General features: G+C 54.6%; 16 protein-coding genes. 13 read left to right on the top strand and 3 right to left on the bottom strand.

Features of this window, described 5'->3' with window-relative positions; genetic code table 11:
- Positions 1–167 precede the first annotated feature (167 nt).
- The 9 genes from AC1RS8_RS25575 (at position 168) to repC (ending at position 9,969) form a co-directional block, all read left to right on the top strand.
- Positions 168–635, top strand: a complete 468-nt coding sequence (locus AC1RS8_RS25575) for a preQ0 transporter (RefSeq protein ID WP_493163942.1) — start codon at positions 168–170, stop codon at positions 633–635.
- A gap of 77 nt (positions 636–712) precedes the next feature.
- Complete coding sequence (gene purT, locus AC1RS8_RS25570) at positions 713–1,894, top strand: formate-dependent phosphoribosylglycinamide formyltransferase (protein ID WP_057716266.1); 1,182 nt, start codon at positions 713–715, stop codon at positions 1,892–1,894.
- A gap of 195 nt (positions 1,895–2,089) precedes the next feature.
- Complete coding sequence (locus tag AC1RS8_RS25565; protein ID WP_057716265.1) at positions 2,090–2,638, top strand: hypothetical protein; 549 nt, start codon at positions 2,090–2,092, stop codon at positions 2,636–2,638.
- Between the two features lie 229 nt (positions 2,639–2,867).
- Positions 2,868–4,337, top strand: a complete 1,470-nt coding sequence (gene guaB / locus AC1RS8_RS25560; RefSeq protein ID WP_008053208.1) for an IMP dehydrogenase — start codon at positions 2,868–2,870, stop codon at positions 4,335–4,337.
- A gap of 99 nt (positions 4,338–4,436) precedes the next feature.
- The gene (guaA, locus tag AC1RS8_RS25555; RefSeq protein ID WP_008053207.1) at positions 4,437–6,014 is read left to right on the top strand and encodes a glutamine-hydrolyzing GMP synthase; all 1,578 of its coding nucleotides are present in this window, start codon (positions 4,437–4,439) and stop codon (positions 6,012–6,014) included.
- Between the two features lie 307 nt (positions 6,015–6,321).
- The gene (locus tag AC1RS8_RS25550; RefSeq protein ID WP_493163938.1) at positions 6,322–7,530 is read left to right on the top strand and encodes a tyrosine-type recombinase/integrase; all 1,209 of its coding nucleotides are present in this window, start codon (positions 6,322–6,324) and stop codon (positions 7,528–7,530) included.
- Between the two features lie 304 nt (positions 7,531–7,834).
- Positions 7,835–8,080, top strand: a complete 246-nt coding sequence (locus AC1RS8_RS25545) for a helix-turn-helix transcriptional regulator (RefSeq protein ID WP_493163936.1) — start codon at positions 7,835–7,837, stop codon at positions 8,078–8,080.
- A complete protein-coding gene (locus tag AC1RS8_RS25540) occupies positions 8,070–8,969 on the top strand; it encodes a helicase RepA family protein (RefSeq protein WP_493163934.1) in 900 nt (299 codons plus the stop codon). The genes AC1RS8_RS25545 and AC1RS8_RS25540 overlap by 11 nt, the downstream gene beginning before the upstream one ends.
- On the top strand, positions 8,950–9,969 hold the full coding sequence (gene repC / locus AC1RS8_RS25535; RefSeq protein WP_493163932.1) for a replication protein C, IncQ-type: 1,020 nt from the start codon (positions 8,950–8,952) through the stop codon (positions 9,967–9,969). The genes AC1RS8_RS25540 and repC overlap by 20 nt, the downstream gene beginning before the upstream one ends.
- 933 nt (positions 9,970–10,902) lie before the next feature.
- Here the strand turns inward: repC and AC1RS8_RS25530 are convergent.
- Together AC1RS8_RS25530 and AC1RS8_RS25525 are read right to left on the bottom strand one after the other, a co-directional pair.
- On the bottom strand, positions 10,903–11,148 hold the full coding sequence (locus AC1RS8_RS25530; protein ID WP_493163930.1) for a TraK family protein: 246 nt from the start codon (positions 11,146–11,148) through the stop codon (positions 10,903–10,905).
- 736 nt (positions 11,149–11,884) lie between these two features.
- The gene (locus AC1RS8_RS25525; protein ID WP_493163928.1) at positions 11,885–12,091 is read right to left on the bottom strand and encodes a hypothetical protein; all 207 of its coding nucleotides are present in this window, start codon (positions 12,089–12,091) and stop codon (positions 11,885–11,887) included.
- Between the two features lie 417 nt (positions 12,092–12,508).
- On the opposite strand from AC1RS8_RS25525, the gene AC1RS8_RS25520 reads away from it, so the two are divergent.
- Both AC1RS8_RS25520 and AC1RS8_RS25515 read left to right on the top strand, forming a co-directional pair.
- Positions 12,509–13,894, top strand: coding sequence for a KAP family P-loop NTPase fold protein (locus AC1RS8_RS25520; protein ID WP_493163926.1), 1,386 nt, complete (start codon positions 12,509–12,511; stop codon positions 13,892–13,894).
- Positions 13,894–16,773: an NACHT domain-containing protein gene (locus tag AC1RS8_RS25515; RefSeq protein ID WP_493163924.1), complete on the top strand. Its 2,880-nt coding sequence runs from the start codon at positions 13,894–13,896 to the stop codon at positions 16,771–16,773. The genes AC1RS8_RS25520 and AC1RS8_RS25515 overlap by 1 nt, the downstream gene beginning before the upstream one ends.
- A 632-nt stretch (positions 16,774–17,405) precedes the next feature.
- Here the strand turns inward: AC1RS8_RS25515 and AC1RS8_RS25510 are convergent.
- Entirely contained in the window at positions 17,406–22,097 is a 4,692-nt protein-coding gene (locus tag AC1RS8_RS25510) for a membrane-targeted effector domain-containing toxin (RefSeq protein ID WP_489339800.1), read from the bottom strand.
- A gap of 190 nt (positions 22,098–22,287) precedes the next feature.
- Between AC1RS8_RS25510 and AC1RS8_RS25505 the strand changes: the two genes are divergently transcribed.
- Together AC1RS8_RS25505 and tadA are read left to right on the top strand one after the other, a co-directional pair.
- The gene (locus AC1RS8_RS25505; protein WP_218494997.1) at positions 22,288–23,664 is read left to right on the top strand and encodes a multicopper oxidase family protein; all 1,377 of its coding nucleotides are present in this window, start codon (positions 22,288–22,290) and stop codon (positions 23,662–23,664) included.
- On the top strand, positions 23,664–24,161 hold the full coding sequence (tadA, locus tag AC1RS8_RS25500; protein WP_489339801.1) for a tRNA adenosine(34) deaminase TadA: 498 nt from the start codon (positions 23,664–23,666) through the stop codon (positions 24,159–24,161). The genes AC1RS8_RS25505 and tadA overlap by 1 nt, the downstream gene beginning before the upstream one ends.
- Positions 24,162–24,266 lie beyond the last annotated feature (105 nt).

The raw sequence follows: 24,266 nt of genomic DNA, 5'->3' as shown, positions 1-24,266 counted from the left end.
GCTCGCTCCCACATGGGAATGCGTTCGTCTGTGGGAGCGAGCTTGCTCGCGATGGACTCAAGAGCACCGCGGGGAGCCAGACGTCCCGCGTTATCGTTAACGACCATCGCGAGCAGGCTCGCTCCTACAGTATCCTGTGCGGCAAAATTACAGGTACTTCCACGCCCATGCTCTTCCTGATCGCCTACATCAGCAGCGTCGTGCTGATCAACTACGCCTTTTCCACCGCCCCGCACCTGGACATCATCTGGTCGGCCTGGGGCGGGCTGGTGTTTGTGTTGCGCGACGTGGTGCAAGCCCGATTCGGGCATGGCGCCCTCGCAGCGATGCTGGTGGCGCTGGTGTTGTCCTATGTCACCTCCGATCCGTCCATCGCCCTGGCCAGTGCCACGGCGTTCGCCGTTTCCGAGTGCATCGACTGGCTGGTGTTCAGCATCACCCGGCGCCCGCTGCACGATCGCCTGTGGATAAGTTCGGCCCTGAGCATTCCCCTCGATACCTTTATCTTTTTCGGCATGATCGACGCCCTGACGCCAGGCGTGATCCTCACCGCCCTGGGCTCGAAATTCGCCGGGGTCACCGCCGTATGGCTGATCATGGCTTGGCGCCTGCGCAAACAGGCTGTCGTCAGCTGAAGTTCATGTAAAATGCCGCGCTTTCTCCCCATGGGAAGCGTGCTTCCCTCGATGATCCGCTCCTTGAGGACCTTCAGATGACCCGTATCGGAACTCCATTGTCGCCGACCGCGACCCGCGTATTGATGTGTGGCTGTGGCGAGTTGGGCAAGGAAGTGGTGATCGAGCTGCAACGCCTGGGCGTTGAAGTGATTGCCGTGGACCGCTACGCGAATGCGCCGGCCATGCAGGTGGCGCACCGCAGCCACGTGATCAACATGCTCGATGGTGCTGCCCTGCGTTCCGTGATCGAAGCCGAAAAGCCGCACTTCATCGTGCCGGAAATCGAAGCCATCGCCACCGCGACCCTGGTGGAACTGGAGGCCGAAGGCTTCACCGTTATCCCGACCGCCCGTGCTGCGCAGCTGACCATGAACCGTGAAGGCATCCGTCGCCTGGCCGCTGAAGAGCTGGACCTGCCAACCTCGCCGTACCACTTCGCCGACACCTTCGAGGATTACAGCAAAGCTGTTGAAGACCTCGGGTTCCCGTGCGTGGTCAAGCCGGTCATGAGTTCTTCGGGCAAGGGCCAGAGTCTGCTGCGTAGCGTCGATGACGTGCAGAAGGCCTGGGACTACGCCCAGGAAGGTGGCCGTGCCGGTAAAGGTCGGGTGATCATCGAAGGCTTCATCGATTTCGACTACGAAATCACCCTGCTGACCGTGCGCCACGTCGGCGGCACCACCTTCTGCGCGCCGGTCGGTCACCGTCAGGAGAAGGGCGACTACCAGGAATCCTGGCAGCCGCAAGCTATGAGCCCGGTTGCCCTGGCTGAGTCCGAACGTGTCGCCAAAGCCGTGACCGAAGCCTTGGGTGGCCGTGGTCTGTTCGGCGTCGAGCTGTTCATCAAGGGTGATCAGGTGTGGTTCAGCGAAGTCTCGCCGCGCCCGCATGACACCGGCTTGGTCACGCTGATTTCCCAGGACCTGTCGCAGTTCGCCTTGCACGCGCGGGCCATTCTCGGTCTGCCGATCCCGTTGATCCGTCAGTTCGGGCCATCGGCCTCGGCGGTGATCCTGGTGGAAGGGCAGTCGACCCAGACCGCTTTCGCCAACCTGGGTGCTGCCTTGAGCGAGCCGGATACCGCGCTGCGCCTGTTCGGTAAGCCTGAAGTCAACGGCCAGCGCCGCATGGGCGTGGCCCTGGCGCGCGACGAATCGATCGAAGCCGCCCGCGCCAAGGCGACCCGTGCTTCGCAGGCGGTTGTTGTCGAGCTGTAAAAACAGCTGCGGCGGGCCTATACCTTCTAAAGGCTCGCCTACTGATCCTTGTAGGAGCGAGCTTGCTCGCGATGGACTAGAGGGCGACGCGTTCAATCAGAAAGTACGCGTTATCGTTAACGACCATCGCGAGCAAGCTCGCTCCCACAGGTAATTCGCGTCCGATCTTTTATCAGCGCTCCAGGCCTGTACCCCATGAATTCCCAAAGCATCATCGTCCCGAAAATCTCCACCCTGCCGGTACACGAACCCCGGGCCCGGGCCGTTGTGCGCTGGCTGGTGCGCAAGAACATCATCCAGGAAGAACTGACCACGTGCGGCCGCACCGGCAATCGCATGGGCCATGCCATCGCCGAGGGTGCCCGTGAGGTGGTGCTGCACCCGGACGCGCTGCCGTTCGGCGAGTCGATCAATGGTCTGGAGATCATCACCAAGCGCTGCATCTATACGCCGGCCAAGGGTTTTCTTGGCGAAGCGGGCTGCGCCGAGTGCCGCAAGGAAGTGGGTGAAGCCCTGTTCGAAAGCCTGGAAGACTGGATGCCGGGGCGTACCGACAACTTCACCTGCCCCGAATGCGGGCATGAAGACGACATCAACGGCTTCCTGTTCCTGCAGGAGTGCGGCTTCTCCAACCTCGGTTTCATCTTCAATAACTGGGCCGAAGCCGGGTTCAAACAGAGCTTTATCGATGAATTCGCCGATTGGCTGGATCAGCCGGTCAGTTGGGTGAAAGTCGAGTTGTAGGAGCGAGCTTGCTCGCGATGAACTTGAAGGCGACGTTGGTTTCCAGAAAGCACGCGTCATCGTTCACGACCATCGCGAGCAAGCTCGCTCCCACAAAAAAGCAGCAATCCGTAACGCCGTAATCCCCGTATGTCAGTAATGCCAATAATAGACAGAGTTTTACATTGAACCCGAAGGGGTGTCTGACTATAATGGCGCGCTTCCATTTTCCCGCTCGGGAGCCCCCGCGATGCTGCGTATCAGCCAAGAAGCTCTGACATTCGACGACATTCTCCTAGTGCCCGGTTATTCCGAGGTGCTTCCTAACGAAGTCAGTCTCAAGACCCGCCTTACCCGTGGCATCGAGCTGAATATTCCACTGGTTTCCGCTGCCATGGACACCGTCACTGAAGCCCGTCTGGCAATCGCCATGGCTCAGGAAGGTGGTATCGGCATCATCCACAAGAACATGACCATCGAGCAGCAAGCTGCCGAAGTCCGCAAGGTCAAGCGTTACGAAGCTGGTGTGGTCAAAGACCCGATCACCATCGTCGCCGACGCCACCGTGCGCGAGTTGTTCGAATTGACCCGCATGCACAACATCTCCGGCGTTCCGGTGCTGCACAATGGCGACCTGGTCGGCATTGTCACCTCCCGTGACGTGCGTTTCGAGAACCGTCTGGAAGCCACTGTCCGTGAAGTGATGACGCCTAAAGAGCGTCTGGTCACGGTCAAGGAAGGCGCCGACAAGAACGATGTGCGTGAACTGCTGCACAAGCACCGCATCGAACGCGTGCTGATCGTCGACGACAAATTCGCCCTCAAGGGCATGATGACCGTCAACGACATCGAAAAAGCCAAGGCTTACCCGCTGGCCAGCAAGGACGATCAAGGTCGTCTGCGCGTGGGTGCTGCAGTCGGTACCGGTAAAGACACCGGTGATCGCGTTGCCGCACTGGTCGCCGCCGGCGTTGACGTGGTGGTGGTCGACACCGCTCACGGTCACTCCAAGGGCGTGATCGACCGCGTTCGCTGGGTCAAGCAGAACTTCCCTGAAGTGCAGGTCATCGGCGGCAACATCGCCACCGGCGCTGCCGCCAAGGCCCTGGCCGAAGCGGGCGCTGACGCAGTCAAGGTCGGTATCGGCCCTGGCTCGATCTGCACCACCCGTATCGTCGCCGGTGTCGGCGTGCCGCAAATCAGTGCCATCGCCAACGTCGCCGCTGCCCTTGAAGGCACTGGCGTACCGTTGATCGCCGACGGCGGCATCCGTTTCTCCGGTGACCTGTCCAAGGCCATCGTGGCCGGTGCTTCCTGCGTGATGATGGGCTCGATGTTCGCCGGTACCGAAGAAGCGCCGGGCGAGATCGAACTGTTCCAGGGCCGTTCGTACAAGGCTTATCGCGGCATGGGTTCGCTGGGCGCCATGTCCCAGGCTCAAGGTTCCTCCGACCGTTACTTCCAGGACTCCTCGGCAGGCGCCGAGAAGCTGGTTCCGGAAGGCATCGAAGGGCGTGTTCCGTACAAGGGCACCCTGAGCGCGATCATCCACCAGTTGATGGGCGGCCTGCGCTCCTCGATGGGCTACACCGGCAGTGCCGACATCGAAGAGATGCGCACCAAGCCTGAGTTCGTGCGGATCACCGGCGCCGGCATGGCCGAATCCCACGTTCACGACGTGCAGATCACCAAGGAAGCGCCAAACTACCGCGTAGGTTGAGCCTTCAAGCAACAAGCTAAGCAACCGGGGCTGTTTTATTCAGCCCCGAGTTGTTTCTGAATCACGACTGTTTCCGAATTTTTTAGACGAGACTGAATCATGGCCCTCGACATTCACGCTCACCGCATCCTGATCCTCGACTTCGGTTCCCAGTACACCCAGCTGATCGCCCGCCGCGTGCGTGAAATCGGCGTGTACTGCGAGCTGCACCCGTTCGATATGGACGAAGATGCGATCCGCGAATTCGCTCCTAAAGGCGTCATCCTCGCCGGCGGCCCAGAGTCGGTTCACGAAGCCAACAGCCCTCGCTGCCCGCAAGCCGTTTTCGACCTGGGCGTGCCGGTCTTCGGTATCTGCTACGGCATGCAGACCATGGCCGAGCAACTGGGCGGCAAGGTTGAAGGTTCCGAGCTGCGTGAGTTCGGCTATGCCCGCGTTGATGTAGTCGGCAAGAGCCGCCTGCTCGACGGCATCGAAGACCATATCGACGCTGATGGCCTGTTCGGCCTCGACGTGTGGATGAGCCACGGTGACAAGGTCACCCGCATGCCGGAAGACTTCCACATCCTGGCCAGCACTCCGAGCTGCCCGATCGCCGGCATGTTCAGCGACGAGCGTCGTTACTATGGCGTGCAGTTCCACCCGGAAGTGACCCACACCAAGCAGGGCGGTCGCATCCTGTCGCGCTTCATCCTCGACATCTGCGAGTGTGAAGCCCTGTGGACCCCGTCGAAAATCGCTGAAGACGCCATCGCCCAGGTTCGCGCCCAGGTCGGCACCGACAACGTCCTGCTCGGCCTGTCCGGCGGTGTGGACTCGTCCGTGGTTGCCGCGCTGCTGCACAAAGCCATCGGCGACCAACTGACCTGCGTGTTCGTCGACAACGGCCTGCTGCGCCTGCACGAAGGCGAGCAAGTGATGGCCATGTTCGCCGAGAACATGGGTGTCAAGGTGATCCGCGCCAACGCCGAAGAGCAGTTCCTCGGTAACCTGGCCGGCGAAGCCGACCCGGAGAAGAAGCGCAAGATCATCGGCCGTACCTTCATCGACGTGTTCGATGCCGAATCCTGCAAGCTGGACAACATCAAGTACCTGGCCCAGGGCACCATCTACCCGGACGTGATCGAGTCGGCTGGCGCGAAAAGCGGCAAGGCCCACGTGATCAAGTCGCACCACAACGTGGGTGGCCTGCCGGAAGAAATGAACCTCAAGCTGGTTGAACCCCTGCGCGAGCTGTTCAAGGACGAGGTCCGTCGTCTGGGCCTGGAACTGGGCCTGCCGTACGACATGGTCTACCGTCACCCGTTCCCGGGCCCGGGCCTGGGCGTGCGGATCCTCGGTGAAGTGAAGAAGGAATACGCCGACCTGCTGCGTCGCGCCGACCACATCTTCATCGAAGAACTGCGCAAGGCCGACTGGTACCACAAGGTCAGCCAGGCGTTCGTAGTGTTCCAGCCGGTGAAATCGGTTGGCGTGGTGGGTGATGGCCGTCGTTACGCCTGGGTCGTGGCCCTGCGTGCCGTGGAAACCATCGACTTCATGACCGCGCGTTGGGCACACCTGCCTTACGAACTGCTGGAAACCGTTTCCGGCCGCATCATCAATGAAATCGAAGGCATCTCCCGCGTCACCTACGACGTGTCGAGCAAGCCGCCAGCGACCATTGAGTGGGAATGATTAGACGTCCGGCATTGACCGGCACCCACTAGCAAGAAAAACCCTGAAGCCCGCGTAATTGCGGGCTTTTGGCTTTTTTGGTCTGGCAAAATCTAGCAGCTCTGCGCATCGCCAAGCACCGTGTTTGTGTGGCATGGTACGGGGCATTAACTGAGCCAAATGCCATGCCCAGTGTTCAATACCATGTCGCCTCTGTAGGGAGGAGCATGGTATCAAGTCTCATCATCCGCCCGGTTTTGTTGGGTTTCATTTCGATCTTAGGGTGTTTTCTGAGCATGGTATTTTTTGAAAGGAATCCGCGAGCGCCATGCTGACCGATACCAAGCTGCGTAATCTCAAACCGAGAGAAAAACTCTACAAAGTTAACGACCGCGATGGACTCTACGTAGCCGTCACGGCTGCGGGGTCAGTTTCGTTTCGCTACAACTACTCCATCAACGGCCGACAGGAGACGATCACGTTTGGTCGCTACGGTGTAGGAGGTATAACGCTTGCGGAAGCCCGGGAGCGCTTGGGCGAGGCCAAGAAACTGATTTCGGCTGGTAAGTCACCTGCTAAGGAGAAAGCCCGCGACAAGGCTCGTATCAAGGGCGCGGAGACGTTTGATGCGTGGGCGGAGAAATGGTTGCGCGGGTATCAGATGGCCGACTCAACTCGTGACATGCGTCGCTCGGTATACGAGCGTGAGCTCAAGCCGAAATTCGGCAATCAGAAGCTAGTAGAGATCACCCATGAGGATCTGCGTACGCTGACCGATGAAATTGTAGAGCGAGGCGCCCCAGCAACGGCGGTGCATTCCCGTGAGATTATGCTACAGGTCTTCCGCTGGGCTATTGAGCGTGGCCAGAAGGTTGAGAACCCGGCCGATCTGGTGCGTCCTGCAAGCATTGCCAAGTTCGAGCCACGTGACCGGGCTTTGACCCCTGACGAAATCGCCTTGATGTATCAGTACATGGATCGCATAGGTACTGCCTCATCGGTGCGAGCTGCGGCGAAGCTGTTGTTGCTCACTATGGTGCGGAAAAGTGAGCTGACCAACGCGACCTGGAGCGAGATCAATTTCAGCGAAGCCCTATGGACCATTCCCAAAGAGCGGATGAAACGGCGAAATCCCCATTTGGTGTTCTTATCTAGGCAAGCGCTGGATATCTTTATTGCGCTGAAAACCTTTGCTGGTGGATCAGACTACGTGTTGCCCTCACGCTACGACTCAGACTTGCCCATGAGTGCTGCCACGATTAACCAAGTGCTGACTCTCACATATCGACTTGCGCAGAAGGAGGGGAAGCCGCTGAGCAAGTTCGGGCCTCATGACCTTCGGCGAACAGCGAGCACTTTGCTACACGAGGCTGGCTACAACAGTGATTGGATTGAGAAGTGCCTCGCGCACGAACAGAAGGGTGTGCGAGCCGTATACAACAAGGCTGAATACCGCGATCAGCGCATTGCAATGCTGCAGGATTGGGCTGACATGATTGACGAATGGACGACCAAAAAATCCCGTACAAGTGGCTGATTTTTAAACTCGCGATGCACCAAGCACACGGGAAGCTGTATTTTTCGTAGCGAAACGCCCACTCCGGTGGGTTTTTTTTTGTCCGGAAATACCCCGTTTTCCGGACACCATTATTCTCGAAAACAAGTCGAGTGAAACTCCTGTAAACACATCGGATTGAACGCATTTTTTGTCCGGAAACTAGACGTTTGACGGACACTAACTATCTGATTTAAATGATAAAACCGAGTTTTCAATGCTGGAAAGTACCGGTATTTGGGGGTAATAATCGAACTTCGATATGTGATTAGTAGAGGTGTTTCGGGTGGAAAAGGAATCGGAAAAAAAGAAAACAGTGCTCATCAGTAAGAGGCAATTGCTGGCGATCATCCCGTTGTGCGAGCGCACGATCTACAACTTTGAAAAGCAGGGAAAATTTCCCCGCCGGATTGCACTAAGCAGCCGCAAGGTCGTGTGGGATTTGGCCGAAGTCGAGGAATGGATTAATTCTTGTAGAGAGTCTGGCTCAGCTTCCCGTCCCGGAATTGGGGGGATGAGTTATGGCAATTGATTTACTAGCGGCGTTCGAGAATGAGCCACCGGTGCTGGACTTCATATGGCCAGGATTTTTGGCGGGAACAGTTGGAGCTTTGGTAGCTCCCGGAGCAACAGGGAAGAGCTTCTGGGCGTTGGAGGCTGCAATGTCGGTCGCTTGCGGGGCAACTGTGGAGAGCAGAGCTGCTGGTGGTGACCTAATAGGACTTGCCCCCGCGCGTGCTGGCCGCGTGGTCTATCTCGCCGGAGAGGACCCCGAGGTCGCGTTGGTGGGCCGCATTAATGCAATAGGCAAGCATCTACATCAGCAGGCACGACAAGCCATCGCGGAGAACCTTACGCTTGAGCCGATCATGGGCAAGCGCCTGAACGTCATGGATGATCGGCATCTTGCTCGCGTCATCGATTTCTGCACCGGTGCCCGGCTGATCGTACTGGACACCCTAAGCCGGATTCACAGCCTCGATGAGAATAGCAATGGCGACATGGCGCGGCTTGTTTCCACCCTGGAACACATCGCGACCAGTACTGGGGCGTCAGTCCTCTACCTGCACCACGTCAGCAAGGGCAGCGCTCGCGAGGGCCAGACTGATCAGCAGCAGGCAGCGCGAGGAGCGTCCGCACTAATCGACAATGCCCGCTGGTGCGGTTTCGTCGCGAGGATGACCGAGGACGAGGCCAAGCGCCTGAGCGACCGCTCCTTTGAAAGACGGCCCATCGACAACGACAGGCGCCGCTTCTTTGTGCGCTTTGGTGTGTCTAAGCAAAATTATTCCACCACGCCGGTTGACCGCTGGTACTCACAGCACGACGGCGGCGTTTTGCTCCCAGTGGAGTTGACGGAGACAAGGCACGATACGGGAATTGGGAGCGGGGGTAAGGGTTATGGCACAGCAACGTATTAAACCTGCCTACGCCCGAATTGATCCTGCTCATGTGTTCGACGGGCTATTCGTACCGACCAAGGGCAAGAAGCATGGGCGCTTGTTTGTAGAGCCGCGTCAGTTCGGCAAGCTAGAGATTGGATTTCAGGGTTATGAACAGCTTGGGGTCCAAGACCAGTCGATTTTGCTGGCCCTAACTGCCCAGCTTGGCATTGCTCGGCTTGTGATCGACGCTTCCTCGGTGGGGCCGGTGAGCAAGCAGCTACGCCTTGCGATGGAATTCAACCAGGACGACGGCGCACCGCTGGCGAGCAAGGACACCACCCTACGAAGCTTGCTGATCGACGCCGGATACAATCCGGACACTAGCACCGACAAGGCCAAAGACAGTTTAAATAGGCTACGGGCTACACAGATTCGGGAAATCGATCGAGAAACCGGCTGGGACCGAGTCTGCAATCTGATTTCCGTCAGCTTCAATCATAAGACTAAGGAGATTCACGTTGCGGCCAATCCTCGCCTGACGGGCGCAGTTTTCCGGGGGCAGCACGTAAAGGTCTCACTGTTTGAGCGAAACGAGCTGGAAAGCGAAGTCGCCAAGCTGCTGCATTGCTGGCTGTGCTCGAATATCCGTCTTGGCCGAGCGCTTGGCAACAATAACGGGGCACACCTCGACACCCTTGCGCCCCATGTCTGGGGCCGGGCGTCATGGGAAGGCTTCTCGAAACAGAGTAAAAGCCAGAAGCGCGGGTTGTTGCGGGATGGCTTGGACGAAATAGCAGACCGCACACGCGGTTTACAAGGCGGAATAGGTTGGGCAATCGACCAGACCAGCAGCGGGCTTGTGCTGGTAAGCCGTCCCAAGGAACTGCCGCTCCTTGAAGGCGAGCACGGCATGACCCCCAGCGAGTATCACGAGATCATGAGCCAGCCAGTCGATGCGGAATCGTTCAACTGGCAGAACTGGACGCTGGATCGCCCGACGCACCCTAGCCCTAAGTCTTTACCACTTCAGCCCTAACCCTTTACTGCTCTAGCTCTAACCCTTTACTGGCAGTACCCAAAAAACGCGCGTAAAACCGCGTCCAGTCTCGCTTTCAGCTTTTTCTTGTAATTCCGGTCTAAGAAGTTCTAAAGAACTTCTATCATGCGCGCGAAGCGCCGCGCCTTGGGGGCGCAGCCTATCGCTTGCGGTGTTAGTGATCTACGGCGGTTGAGCACCAAAAGGAAAGGCTGCGGGGGGGCGATTCACTACTCAGTAGTGTGTCCAAGGTGTACGATGTGAAATCCACAAAGCATCATGTTTAAAATACGCTATCAATTGGCCTGTATCTTCACAACCGTTCAGACAAGACAGTTGTGGGGGAGTGAAATCAAAGAAGGCTGATTCATAGTGCTTTAACAATCAGTGGCGATGGCTTGATCGATCCGTTCTAAAATTTCACTTAAAGGTGTGTCAAAATAGTATTTGTCGGGTATTCCACTGTTGGCGAAGTGAAGATAGCCGTCCGCGTAACGAAATACGTGACTGTCAATTCGAATGGTTGAGTCCGTACCCGAACGTAGATGTTGTTTAAGTGCGAATAGTTGGTCGTGGCTGAAATCGAACGTCATCCACTTCTTCCAATAAGTTGGGAGCTTAATGCAGGGCATACTGACCTCGTGATCACGAAAAGTCGCTCATGCTGTCATGTCACTTCAAACTTTGACAACCCTAGTTTACTGTATTGCCGAAAATCTCAAGGTTGGCATTGGAAGTGGGGGGGGGCTGGAAAAAGCGGCGCCTGCATCTGTTAAAAGGCTCTGTAGAATTTGTGAAAACTGCTTTTTGGGGTTTAAGTGTGTCTTTCCTTTCAATAAAATCAATCTTGTTTGGCGTTCTTTTTTGGTGTCGCTCCTTTTATCGTAATCGGATATTAGTAACTTATATTGATTCTGGTCACGCAAGATATGTTTAACGAGTACGCCGGTTCCGAGGTTCGAAAACGGGCCGCCCCTGCTTGATGAACCGGGTGATGTATTTGGTGAACTGTGTATAGCCGAGGTCTAACCGATCCTCGAAAGCCTCGTAAATCTGCACCAGAGGCACCCCTCGCACGACTTCCGCCCGAACCTCATCCATAACAGCTACGAACGACACGCGGCCGCACCCACGACGTTGTGGGTGGCGCTCGTCACTGGGCAGTTCGTGGTTACTCATGTGTATTGCTCCGATCGTACTGTCTGGTGCGAATCAATATATCCACTTAAGAAAAAGTAGCGCAATTTTTCGCGATTGATTTTCATATTTAATGCGATTTAATGCGATTTAATGCGATTTAATGCGAACTTAGGAAAATGTATGCGATCAGGAAAAAATGAACTGGCTGTTTTACCCTAGTCGCATAGAATCGCAATAGTAAAGACGGCAAGATATGTGCTGTACGGGTGCGGTCAAGCCCGCGCCCATTCAGCTCCGCCTCTTATTCGCCTTCGGCTCAACGGGATCTTGCACTGCGACATGTGCAGTCGCAGCCGCGTCTAAGAGCTGAAATGTTGCAATATGAGGAGTACTTGGCAGGGATAACAAAACAACGCACCTGTGGTCGGGCGGGGGCGGTAGAGTTGTAGGGGATGAGTACAGCGGTCACAACGGAGTGAGCCAAACGCGCCGCCTCATCTCGCTTCAGCGGGGCTTAATATGTCAAGAAAATCGGTTGGCTTAACTGCCATAGTCTATTTTGCTAGCTCAATGGCAACCATAGGTGCGAAACGGGACAGTTCAAAGCTTGGCAGGTTGAAAGGTGAGGAGAAGTAGCTAGAGCAGGAGGAACTGAGTTAATAATTAACAACTTGCGAAAATGTTGGTCGACTCCTATTCAGTATTTGCAAGCTTGTGAGACTTGTCCAAGAGTTATCTGGTTTGACTGTAAAAGATTCGGCGTGCTCGGTGATATTCAGTTGTCTGCAAAAATCAAACTGTGAAGGCTTTCAACGGTGTTTATGTTGCTAGCCATTTTCAGTGCCTTGGCTAGTTGCCGTCGAAAGATGGCGAGTTCTTCCTTGTCGCCATCGGCCTCTATGGCGAGTAAAAGTTCGGCGGCCTGAGATGGGTCACGAGCAAACAGCTCCGCCATTGCATCGTCATGTTGGCGATCTTTCATCGTCTTTCCTCCGACTCTAAATATACAACGATTTGCAAGTTGACTGAACCTAGGGTGTGGTAGCTGTCCTTTTAGTGCTCAAAAGTCTAGAAGATCATGCATTGTGGAGGTTAAAACTAGCAGAATCCAAGAAAATCGTGGTGCGCCTTAGATTTTAAGCAAAAAACATACCGAAATTTATGGCGATTGATGCGAGTCCACGATTTACGTACGGAGTGCGGTGCAGAGTGTGAGCCTGATACTGCGCCCGTTTTATAGAAATGTGATGGAGATGCTAGTATATTCATCTGTACCGAACCGGCCCATCGGGATCTGGCAGGCAGTCGAGTGTGTGCTTCAAAAAATACATTGATAGCAGTAATATTTGATTAGAGTCTTTAGATATAGTAACTATCTTCAGTTTAAAAGGAAAGCAAGGTGGCCTTAGTACTTCTAGATGATTTACCCACATTAGATGATAAGCTAGGGTGGGCCGGTGAGATAGAGCGTTTAAAGTATCGGGTTGAGCATTGCCCTACACCTCATGTGTTGGGTATTCATGGAGATTGGGGTGCAGGAAAAACAAGCTTTATGCGGCAGCTGCAATATAGTCTTGGTGGGGAGGCTGAGTCAGGTGTCGTCCGTCAATCTGTTGGTCATAATTATGTTGAAAACTCTAATTCTGTCGTAACTATCTGGTTTGATGCTTGGCGATATCAGCATGAAAGTAGTCCTGTAGTAGCTCTGCTGCAGGAGATGCGGCGACAATTTTCGAATATGGCCCAGGTTCGTGCTAAGTTTGACAAGCTGAGTAAGGTTGCCCTTCAGTATACTCTTGATGGTTTAGCTGGGATAGGGAAGGTCATCGGCTATGAAGCGATCCCCAATACTGAAAAAGTTCGCAGTCTCGCTGAGGCATGGGATAAAAGTCACTACCATCAACCTGGTCAAGCTGATTCTCTAAGAAAGCATCTGCATGAAACAATTCTAGCACTGCTTCCAGATGGGGAGAATACTAGGGTTGTGGTTTTTATTGATGACTTAGATCGTTGTAATCCTAAGTCGGCTTTTAAGTTGTTAGAAGGGTTGAAAATATATTTAAATTTACCTAATTGTGTTTTTGTATTAGGTATGAATGAGAATATACTCATAGATGCCGTGAAGGAAGAGATTTCAGTTCCGAGTGATGCAAGTAGTGGTGATATTTATCTTCGCGCTAGTCATTACTTAGAAAAAATCTGTACGGATATATATAGACTGCCTTTGCCTCGGTCAAGTTCAGAGTTTTTCTTAAAAATGTTGATGGCGAATCCTGAAGGCTCCGAGGTTGCACATTCATTTATGTTAGCTGTGGGTGATACTGTTTGCCTACCGCCAAATTTGCGGCGGCTTAAAGCTCTGGCAAACCAGTGGCAGCGTTTTGCAGGATGCGTGCTATTTCCAAGTGGTATAGAGCAGCAAAAGATTTGGGCTGTTAGGGTGTTGATTGCGTCTTATATTCACCAGTTTCATCGAGATCTCTGGGAGCGATGGCATTTCGACGCGGATTTTTGGAATGAATGCATTGCTTGGTGCTGCGGTGAGCGCAGCCAAAATGCGAATGGTGTTAATGTTTCCCCGAACTGGGCTATGGCACTGAAACTTACATCTAGGATCCAAGTCGGAGATGGAAGTAGCAGGCCAGCTTGGGCAGTGCAGTATCCCAATCCAGGAGATATAAATCTTTTTTGGATAGACGAACTGATCAGAGAGTATAGAGATCATTTGCTTTCTGTAGACTTTCAGCCGCTGTTAGAAGGTCGCCAAGCATTGGTGAGCGCTTAATGGATACTCCCGAAATGAAAAATTTTGAACTTTGGCAGGAATCAGCGCTGCGCCCTTATCTTGGCGAAGTTCGTCGTAAATGTGGAGTGGTTGAGACTCTTGCGTTGCCGTCGCTAAGAGATTTGCCCGCTATTCAGATTGAGACGCTGTTCGTGCCACCATTGATATGCACGGCTCCGGTCCACGCTGATGATGACCCTGAAGAGTGGCCGTTGGGTCGAAACTTATTCGATGAGCTTCAAGAATCTAAACAGGTCGTTGTCCTGGGTGATCCAGGAGGAGGAAAAACCACACTAAGTAACTGGCTTGCGTGGCGTTTGACTTCGGGTTCGTCTGCCCCATTGCCATCAATCTTGGAAAACAAAATTCCATTTCCATGTATATTGAGGGAAATGCCGACGGAGTGTTTTGAACGTGGGTTTTCGGTTGCGGATTTAGCTGTAGCTGTAGTTAGTAAGTTAATTGGCAATGGCAAGGCAGAGCAGCTGTCTTCAATCGTTAGGCGTTGGGTGGAGGAAGGGAGGTACGTATTAATTCTTGATGGTATTGACGAAGTTGCAGTGTCCCGTCGTCAGCTTATAGCCTCATGGATTAAAGAAGCTCATCGTCAGGATGCTGTGGTTCTTGCTACATCCAGAATTGTTGGATATGAAGACTATTCTGTAGACTCGGAAAACACCTCGTCTGAACAATCAGGTAGTGATTTGCTACTGAATCTGGAGAAGCCTCGGCATAATGATGTCTTGAAGCGCCTTAGAAATGCGCAAGCTCATGTGCCAGTCAGTACCATATCGCGGGGTAGAGAATGGGCTAAGCTCCGGTATTTGATGCCTTTCAGCAAGGCGCAGATATCAGACTTTGCTCGTAATTGGTACAGTCAGCGGTGCGTCAGTGAGCATGAAGCTGAGCAGAAAACTTCCGATCTTCTAGCGTCGCTGGCACAATCAGAAATAACGCAGAAACTAGCACGTACACCTAATCTTCTGAGTTTGATGGCGATCGTCCACAGAGAGCGTGCCCATCTTCCAGATGGAAAAGCATTACTCTATGACGAAATCGTTAATGCCTACCTTAATACAATCGATACTCAGAGACGAATTGGAGGGGGAGTAAGTCTTTCCCAATTTGGGTGGAAGGAAAAAAAATCTTGGCTTGCATATATAGGATTTAAGTTGCAAGAATCAAGGGGTTGGAATTCTTCCGCTGCCGGTATTTTGGCGACGAAGGACCAAGTTATTGAGTGGCTAGAGGAGGCGATTCAAGATACAGAGGTGGCTGACTATGAATCTGTCGCTCAAGAATTTTTAAGTTGGGTTGCGAGACGTAGTGGCTTGTTGCTTCCGCGTGGAGAGGATAGATACGCTTTTGTTCATTTGAGTTTTCAAGAGTACTTTTGTGCCCACTATTTGGCGGGATGCATAGTTAAGCCAGCATTCGTTACGGATAAGATTCACCCTGAGTCATTGGTTACTAAGAAAAAAGTTGCCGCATGGGGGCAGCATCCTGCCTGGCTTGAAACTTATATATTTCTATTTGAGTCTGTTTCTGCGGAGCATGGCTTCGACTGGGTTGAGACTTTAATTGAAATTGTCTTCTTTGATATGGGGGGTACATTAGCAAATCTAGCTGCAAGACTGGTTAAAAATAAACATGTAAAGCTGCCAGCTGAAGTTCGTGACTTCTTGGCGGTTGGTTGTGTGCCCGCAGTATACGGAGAAGCCGATTACAAAAATATTCCTGACTCCGAAGTTTTCCGTATTTTGGCTGAGGTCGGTTACGCAGCATATTTAACTGGCGAAAATGCTGCGGTTCAACGTGCGTTTAGGGATGCTGCTGCGGCCTCGAAAGTAAGAGTCTTGATCGCAGGAGAAGGTGCGCATCTGAGCGCGGAATTTCTATCAGGGTTTGTAAATCTGCAAGCGCTTTCAGTGGTTGATGGGACTGTGGAGTTGTCAGGTTTGAATCGAAGCCCTCACCTAGGGTATCTGCGCTTAAGAGATGCAGATGTTGTTGGATTTGGTGAGGTGCAGTATTTTAAAAACCTGAGATCTCTAGAGTTACGTAGAGTTGATGTATCAGATATCACGCCGTTAACCAAACTCAAAGAGCTGAGGGTGCTAGAGGTTGCGGACGTGGCGGTTGAAGATTTAACACCGCTAGGATCTTTGCGTAAAATACATTACTTGGAAGTGTCGAGACTTAAAACGAAAGATTTGAGCCCTCTTGGGTTATTGAAAAAACTTGAGACCCTTTACCTAGCTGATTTGCCTGCTACATCAATTACATTTGTAAGTAATCTTCGGTCGTTAGATTCCTTGCAGATTTCTCGTATGTCGCTAGAAGATTTTGGGCCAATGGCTGAATGCAAAAAACTTAGCTCGGTTGATTTTACATCCATGGAGTTTTTGGATCTATCGCCACTTTCCAATATGCCAAAATTGCAAGGGGTTTTTTTGATAGATATTAAGCGTTGCGATATGACGCCTCTGGGTACATTAAAAAAGCTTAGTGTTGTGGCGTTAGAGAAAATGTCCATACAGGGGCTTTCAGTACTGTCGACATGTAAAAAATTGAGCAGCGTGTATCTTAAGGACTTAGAGCTCGAGGACGTTGGGTCGCTCACGGTTCTTAAAAAAGTAAGCGCATTGACGCTATGTCGTGTTCCAGCTATTAATGATATAAGCTTTATTGGTGATTTTAGCAATTTACGTTACCTTGATATTAGGGGAGTAAAAGCTAAGGATGTGTCGATTCTTAAGGAGATGTCGCCACCATTTAGTTTGCGTGTCTCTGAAGATCATGAGTTTGATATCGAATTCCTTCAGTTTAAAGAGGGGTTTGATATCACGATTGACGTGCTTGAAAACGAAGATGAATAATGGGTAGTGTGTAATCGTCTGGAAGAATTGAAAGCCGTTCGATATGTATCAGTATCGGTCGGCTATTTTTCTGTCCTGGGCTACCTCGTATTTTCGGATAGGGCAGGGCCTCAGTTCCCCACCTCTGGACATGCTTAGAAAAAGCTTGTGACCAACTTCATCACCCACTCTACGTTGCCGATGAATGTGGGGGAGGTTTTTCATTGAGCGTGAAGGGCAGGCTCACCAGAACTGATTGAAGTTTCGCAGGACGCAGTGCCGATGAAGGTCAGGCAAGTCCGTAAGGGGAATTACTCCTGAGTGTCACGGTATATTCTGCGACATATAACGAATGATTCGCTGAAATGTGAATGGTATTTTTCATGGTCTTATGCAATTTGCTTCGCCACAGGGTCCGATTCTTCTGGGGTTTATCTGCTTGTTAATAATAGAGTGGGAATGATCGTATGAGCCTGTGAACGCAGGCTCAAAACGATAGCGACAAAAAGAAGCCCCGGGTTGTGAGACCCGGGGCTTCTTGCGTTTCAGTTGTGTTCGCCCCAAATCCCCTGTGGGAGCGAGCTTGCTCGCGATGAGGCCAGCACATCCAACATCTCCCGCGCCTGACACGCCGCCATCGCGAGCAGGTTTGTTTACACCGGCAAGCGCCCTTCGAGGTTCATGCCCATACGGCTGAGCCCCCAGGACAGCTCGTCGATGCTGGCATAAGGCACCTGATTCACGTCGGTCCATGCGGGGCGATTGATCAGGTAGCTGCCGTCAGCTGTGCGCTCGACCATCGTTCGGACCACTTGGCCGAGTCTGTTGCGATGAATCAGTGTCCAGTTTCCGTTCGATTTCTCGAAAGTGAACATGCCTTGCCGATATAGCAGTCGATCAAGTGCTTCCGGTGTCTTTTCAAGCAACGGCAGTGGCATCTGCAAGCTCAAGTCAGCGTGCAAGGTGTCGAAGTTTCCGTCGGTTAATTCGGGTTGGGTGGCAAAGCCGCGGCCTACCTCAATGCCTCGATCCGTTTCAATCAGCAGGCTTTCTTCCGGCAGCACTTCTTCGATGCGCAAACCAATACCGCCCTGCATTTCGCTGATGCCGGACATTGCGCGAAAGGTGTTGATGTTTTCCTGATCCGTCAGCACCACCCATCTGCCCGCTCCGTTGAGCGTTTTGTCGGCCTCCATGATGGTGTGGGTGAGGTAGGTCTTGATGGCTTGCTCATGCATGTCGGGAAGTGATGGGCCGGGGAAACGGTAACTGGCCAGGCAGTCGGTTGCCTGAATCCGAATGCCATTTTGTTGAGCCGCCTTGACCACTTCAAGCGGGGTGAATCTGCCGGAGGGATCGCTTTTCAGCTTTTGCAAATACGCCTTGAGATCATCGGGCATTGACCCGGTCTTGAAGAATTGATCGAGTTCCACCTGGTTGAAATCGTTAAGCAGGCGATGGAAATAGATCGTCTTGACTTCCTGTTGGGCAAGGGTCGGCATGTTCTCGATGAGAAACCGCATGCTGGCAATGCGGTCCTGGCTTTCACCGATGACCAGGCCCGGTGCCGCTTCAAATATCTTCGGGAGCAGTTCTGCGGCAGTGGTTGATGGCGTCACGACTGGAAGCTGCGGACGAGGGGGTAATGAAGCGAAAAATCCACTGCGGGAAAAGAATTGACGGGCGTCTTGTGACAGCGTGGCGCGCGGGGCCGCGACGTATCGTGCGTAAGTGGACTCTGCGCGAAAGCTTCCGTCTGGCTGACGGACCAGTTTGATATGGGTTTCTCTCTCGCCCATCGCCAGTAGTCTGATACTGAATCGGTTAGTTGCGTCGTATTGCGTGGCAGGGCGGCGCAGGATGGCCTGTGTTGGCTCTTGAACAGAGGCAGACTCAGAGGCCGGAGCAGATGTAGACGGCGGAACGCGGGACCCGCCCGGATGCCGGTTTCCACCACCCCTGAGCCCGGCTCGGGGTGTCAGCTCCCATTCGCCCTCGGCATTGAGACGCACAGGGAGTGAACCTGAAAACGCGTTGGGATTTTCAGGGTCGATGATGGCCCAGGTGCCGCCTCCGTTGGGATCGGCTTCGTAGCGCACGTAATAGGCCCTGTCATCGAGCAAGATCGCAGTGGCGGGGTTGGAGTCGAGTTGATAGATGCCCTGGAATTTTCCGGCTTCACTCACGGGTGTCCGCCCCTCGAGCAGTTCATTGGCTTGCCAGTGGTCCGGTATTTCGATGGGTTGAGAGGTTCCTGACAAGGGTGAATCGAGTTCACTTGCCAGCTCGACGGGCCAGCCCATGGGCTTCATGCCCTTTGCAACCAACGCTTGCTTGAGTTCTTCGAGGTTGTCCACTGTCATGGACTCGTAGGCTGGCCGAAGCGGGGTATCCAGATTCAGCCTTCCACCCGGTGTGGATCTGATGACGCTGTCTGCCATCCCGTTGTTGGCATTGCGATAAACCACAAGGACGCTGCTGCGGTAGCGCTGAAAGGTGAACATCCCCGGTTCAGGCAGCAGCGCTCGCAGTTGTTGCGGGGTCCTGTATGCCCACGGGGTTTGCATCTGCACGCGCCAGTCGCCTTTGATCAGTGCATGGACGCTGTCGAAGTCCATGCCATCAGATACGTAAAAAACAGGGGAATCCGGATAGTCCGCATGCTCCACAGCCAACCCCGGATCGGAGTTGATGGGTTGCGCTTGCCCCGGCGCTACGTCATCGATACGAATGCTCAGGGCATCGGTCTGTTCGCTAATGCCGCGATAGCCTCTGAATGTCGCCATGTTTTCCTGATTGACCAAGGCGATCCATTTGGCCGGTTCTTTCAATGCTTCGTTGAACCGGATGACCTCGCTGGCAAAAAAACTCCTGGCCATCTGGTAATCGGATTCCCAGTTAATCGCTTCTTTGTTGATGTTGTAGGTCGTCGACATGTCGAGGGCCTGAACCCGGATCTGTTGGGCATTGGCGGCTTTGACCAGCGCCAGCAGATTGAATTGGCCTGTTGGGTCGTTGCCGGCCTTGATGTCGAGTTTTTTCAGGTAGTTTTCCAGCTCGACGGGCATTTCACCTGTGCGCGCGAAGGTGTCCAATTCGAGTTGATTGACGTTGGCCAGCAGCTCCTGCAAGTACAGGGTCTTGACGCCATGTTGCGCGAGCGTTGGCATGTTTTCGATCAGGAACTGTTTGCTGCCGATGCTGCCCCGGCTCTCGCCGACGACCAGCCCCGGTTTTTCTGCGTAGGCCGCTTCAAACAGTTCGCCAGGCGTGGCAAACGCTTGTGCAGAGGGCGCCGGTTGGCTCAGCGTCGGAGGGTGAAGCTCGTACCAGGTCCTGGCGTCGCTGACCAGGTTGCGACGAGGTTCTTCCTGGGCCATCTCGAATTCGCTGAGGGTGATGACCTCTTGGTCGGCATCGGACATGAGTACGCTGTGGACGTCGATGTCTGCCACTGACCAGATCCGTCTGAACGGGCTGCGTACGTCGGGTCCACCCAGCGCCCATGCCCGCATTTCAGGGTCGTCAAGGCCCGGCACGTGAACGCCTGGCCGTTGTGACCACTCCTCGACGGCGGGGGAGGCGGCGTCCGCTGCTTGCATCCCGCCTCTGAGGCCCAATTTTGGAACGACTTCCCATTCTCCCGAATCATTCATAAACCGTACTGGAATCGAATCCGTGAAGGAGTCGGGATTGGCCGGGTCGATGATTGCCCAGTACCCACGCCCGTTGAGGCTGTTTTCATAACGCACGTAATAGGCGTTGCCGTTGAGTTTGATGGCGGACGAAGGATTCGAGGCGAGCCGATATGTACCCTGGAACTTGCCTGACTCACGAACCAGGGCATCATCGCTGAGCACATCATTAATCCTGAAGGTGTCCGGCACTGATGACGCTGGCCTGTCCTCAGTCGAGCCCGTGACAGCCTCTGATTCTCCTTCGATGGTTTCGACCTTCGACCCCGCGGTTTCGGCAGGTGTGGTTGATTCAATCAGGTCGGTCATTTCTTTGGCTTCGGCGGCGTCGATGTCCGGGCCGATTTCCTCCAGCGATCCTGGACCTTTGAGCACCAGGAGGTTGAACAGCAAATCAATACCGCTGAGCACGGCGCCAAGAACGCCGGCCTTGCGCTCCCCGGCGGTTTTGCCATTGACCGCCTGATCGATGTTCAAACCCAGGCTGGCGATACTGGCGCCGACCACCGGCAGGGCAATCGGCCAACCGACCACCGCCATGGGGCCGAATACTTTTAAACCGGCGCTGAGGTAACCGATCCAGAGTTTCTTGCGCAGATCGCCATTGGACGTCAGCGAGAGTTCGGCTTCGGCAAACATTGCGCTTTTGGTCGAGTTGCTCAACCAGCTGAATGCGTCGCCGGTGATGACCTGGTTTTTTTGATTGATCAGGTGATGATCGTACTTGCCCCAGGTGCTGACCAGCCGGTTCATGATATCGGTGATGTTCTTGTCGATGGCTTGACGATCGGCCAAGGAAAAATGCGTCATGAAGCCTCGGCGAGCCTCTTCTTCGTTCATCTGCTGCAACATCCAGTAGTGCATGTCCGTCGCGGTTTCCAGCACTTTGAAAGCGACGTTTTCACCGGGCAGGTACACGATCTGGCGCCCCTTGGGTGCGACGAAACGCAGGATGTTGGTGGCAAGGTACCCGTCGACGTCCAGAGCCCGAACAATGTCGGCGCAAGGGTGCTGAGCCCGCAGCATCTGCAGATCGACGGGCCAGTTGATCGGGCCCATTACGGCGTTCGTGACGAACTGGAAGTCATCGTCGCTCAACTGCCGTTTGTCCCTGGCCTTTACGGCTTGTATCAGAAAATTGCATTTGGCCAGGGTTCGGAAGTCGGTGCCGGACTGCTTCCAGAACGCGGTCAATTTGTCGGTATAGAGCGTGCTGAAATCGATGTTCCAGAACGCCTTCAGCACCTCGTTGCCGTGCAGGCGTACTTCGTTGGTTTCGTTGAACCTCCCGGCGTTCGGGCCGGCGGTATAAAAGCCTGCATAGACGTCAAGCAGGTCGGCGTTGTCCTGATCGCTGGTGCGAAAGCGCTGGATCACCAGCTGTGTCAGGGTCGTGGTTGACGTCGGCGTTGCTTTGACATGCTCCCACCCCGTGAACGTTTTCGAACTGCTTTCCGCTGTGTCGAAACGGTGGAAGTACACCTGATCCGGATCGAGGTCGGTAATGCCGGATTTTTTCAGTAAGTCGCTGGCGACTTCGTGCGCCGTGTCTTGCAGGCTCGGGCAAGTCTGGATCACGGTGGTGGCGATCGCCTTGAGCGCAGCCTTGTCGGCGGCATTGGGCAGCGGGCGTGTTTCGTTCGGGTTCATGCACTCTCTTTCCTTGAGAAAACGGGATGTCGAGGATGGCCGGTTTTTTCAAGGCAAGTGCACTACATAGTTATGCCCACAGCTGATGTGCGGCCACAGGTCACCCTTACCGTTTCGCAGTTGCAGGTGTATCGTATTCGCCTTTTGCAGGCTCCCGGGCCTGTCGCTGATACGTGAGGTAGTTGAGTTCATGTCGTTTACCCGTCGCCAAATCCTCGGTGGCCTGGCCGGTCTTGTTGTCGTTGGTGTCGGTGCAGGGGGCGCGTCGCGCTACTGGCTGGGCAAGATGGCTGACGCCGAGGCGGGCCACGACTATGAGCTGATCGCAGCGCCGTTGGACTTGGAACTGGTAGCCGGGCACAAGACCCAGGCTTGGGCCTTCGGCCCTTCGGCGCCGGGCACCGAGTTGCGGGTGCGCCAGGGTGAATGGCTGCGGGTGCGTTTCATCAACCACCTGCCGGTCGCCACCACCATCCACTGGCACGGCATCCGTCTGCCGCTGGAAATGGACGGTGTGCCTTACGTCTCGCAGCTGCCGGTGCTGCCGGGCGAATACTTCGATTACAAATTCCGCGTGCCTGATGCCGGCAGCTACTGGTATCACCCCCATGTGAGCAGCAGCGAGGAACTCGGTCGCGGCCTGGTCGGCCCGCTGATTGTCGAGGAGCGTGAGCCCACCGGCTTCAAGTACGAAAAAACCTTGAGCCTGAAGAACTGGCACATCGATGAGCAGGGCGCTTTCGTCGACTTCAGTATTCCCCGGGAAGCGGCCCGTGGCGGCACGGCGGGGCGTCTGTCGACCATCAACGGCATCGCGCAAGCGGTGATTGATTTGCCGGCCGGGCAGATCACCCGTGTACGTTTGCTCAACCTCGATAACACCTTGACCTATCGCCTGAATATTCCCGGCGTCGAAGCGCAGATCTATGCGCTCGATGGCAACCCCATCGAACCGCGCCCGCTAGGCAAGGAATACTGGCTCGGCCCCGGCATGCGTATCTGCCTGGCGATCAAGGCGCCGCCGGCCGGTGAAGAATTGTCCCTGCGCAACGGCCCGGTGCGCTTGGGTACGCTGCGTTCGGTGGCCAACACCGACGCCCCGACCGAGTGGCCGCCCGCGCTGCCCGCCAACCCGGTGGCCGAGCCGGACCTGGCCAATGCCGAGAAACTCAACTTCAATTTCGAATGGGTCGGTTCGGTGTCGGTGAACGTCGATAATGGTAAGCCGCCAAGCCTGTGGCAGATCAATGGCAAGGCCTGGGACATCACCGACAAAACCTGTGCCGACCGCCCGATCGCCAAACTGGAAAAGGGCAAGAGCTACATTTTCGAATTGAAAAACATGACCCAGTATCAGCACCCGATTCACCTGCACGGCATGAGTTTCAAGGTCATCGCCTCGAACCGGCACAAGGTCATTCCGTATTTCACCGACACCTACCTGCTGGGCAAGAACGAGCGCGCGCAGGTAGCGCTGGTGGCGGATAATCCGGGTGTATGGATGTTCCACTGCCATGTGATCGATCACATGGAAACCGGCCTGATGGCCGCTATCGAGGTGGCGTGATGCGTCAGATTCGTCCCGCCGCCATCATCGACCGCAGTCGTGATCGCGAATTCATGCGTGAGGCCCTGGCACTGGCGGCCCAAGGCGCGGCCCTCGGCGAAGTGCCGGTGGGCGCGGTACTGGTCCAGGATGGGGAAATCATCGGTCGCGGCTTCAACTGCCCGATCAGTGGCAACGACCCCAGCGCCCACGCCGAGATGGTCGCAATCCGCGCCGCCGCCCAGGCCGTCAGCAATTACCGACTAACCGGCAGTACGCTTTACGTGACGCTGGAGCCGTGCAGCATGTGCGCGGGTCTGATCGTGCATTCGCGGATTGCCCGGGTGGTGTACGGCGCGCTGGAACCCAAGGCGGGGATCGTGCAGAGCCAGGGGCAGTTCTTTACCCAGGGCTTCCTGAATCATCGGGTACTGCATGAAGGTGGGGTGTTGGCGGATGAGTGTGGAGCGGTGTTGAGCGAATTCTTCAAGGCCCGAAGAGCGAAACCAGCAGACTGAACCCGGACCTGTGGGAGCGAGCTTGCTCGCGATAGCGGACTAACATTCAACATCTCTGTTGGCTGACAGTGCCTCATCGCGAGCAAGCTCGCTCCCACAGGGTTC

Source organism: Pseudomonas sp. GW821-FHT12A04, from assembly GCF_058807755.1.
Note: the sequence above shows the minus strand (reverse complement) of the source record. Positions and strands in the feature narration are given on the sequence as shown.

Bases quoted from the DNA above. Each gene is read 5' to 3' on its own strand.
- AC1RS8_RS25575 (WP_493163942.1), top strand. From the start codon at position 168: ATGCTCTTCCTGATCGCCTACATCAGCAGCGTCGTGCTGATCAACTAC.
- repC (WP_493163932.1), top strand. From the start codon at position 8,950: ATGGCACAGCAACGTATTAAACCTGCCTACGCCCGAATTGATCCTGCT.
- AC1RS8_RS25540 (WP_493163934.1), top strand. From the start codon at position 8,070: ATGGCAATTGATTTACTAGCGGCGTTCGAGAATGAGCCACCGGTGCTG.
- AC1RS8_RS25565 (WP_057716265.1), top strand. From the start codon at position 2,090: ATGAATTCCCAAAGCATCATCGTCCCGAAAATCTCCACCCTGCCGGTA.
- guaB (WP_008053208.1), top strand. From the start codon at position 2,868: ATGCTGCGTATCAGCCAAGAAGCTCTGACATTCGACGACATTCTCCTA.
- AC1RS8_RS25515 (WP_493163924.1), top strand. From the start codon at position 13,894: ATGGATACTCCCGAAATGAAAAATTTTGAACTTTGGCAGGAATCAGCG.
- guaA (WP_008053207.1), top strand. From the start codon at position 4,437: ATGGCCCTCGACATTCACGCTCACCGCATCCTGATCCTCGACTTCGGT.
- AC1RS8_RS25525 (WP_493163928.1), bottom strand. From the start codon at position 12,091: ATGAAAGATCGCCAACATGACGATGCAATGGCGGAGCTGTTTGCTCGT.
- tadA (WP_489339801.1), top strand. From the start codon at position 23,664: ATGCGTCAGATTCGTCCCGCCGCCATCATCGACCGCAGTCGTGATCGC.
- AC1RS8_RS25505 (WP_218494997.1), top strand. From the start codon at position 22,288: ATGTCGTTTACCCGTCGCCAAATCCTCGGTGGCCTGGCCGGTCTTGTT.
- AC1RS8_RS25530 (WP_493163930.1), bottom strand. From the start codon at position 11,148: ATGAGTAACCACGAACTGCCCAGTGACGAGCGCCACCCACAACGTCGT.
- AC1RS8_RS25510 (WP_489339800.1), bottom strand. From the start codon at position 22,097: ATGAACCCGAACGAAACACGCCCGCTGCCCAATGCCGCCGACAAGGCT.
- purT (WP_057716266.1), top strand. From the start codon at position 713: ATGACCCGTATCGGAACTCCATTGTCGCCGACCGCGACCCGCGTATTG.
- AC1RS8_RS25550 (WP_493163938.1), top strand. From the start codon at position 6,322: ATGCTGACCGATACCAAGCTGCGTAATCTCAAACCGAGAGAAAAACTC.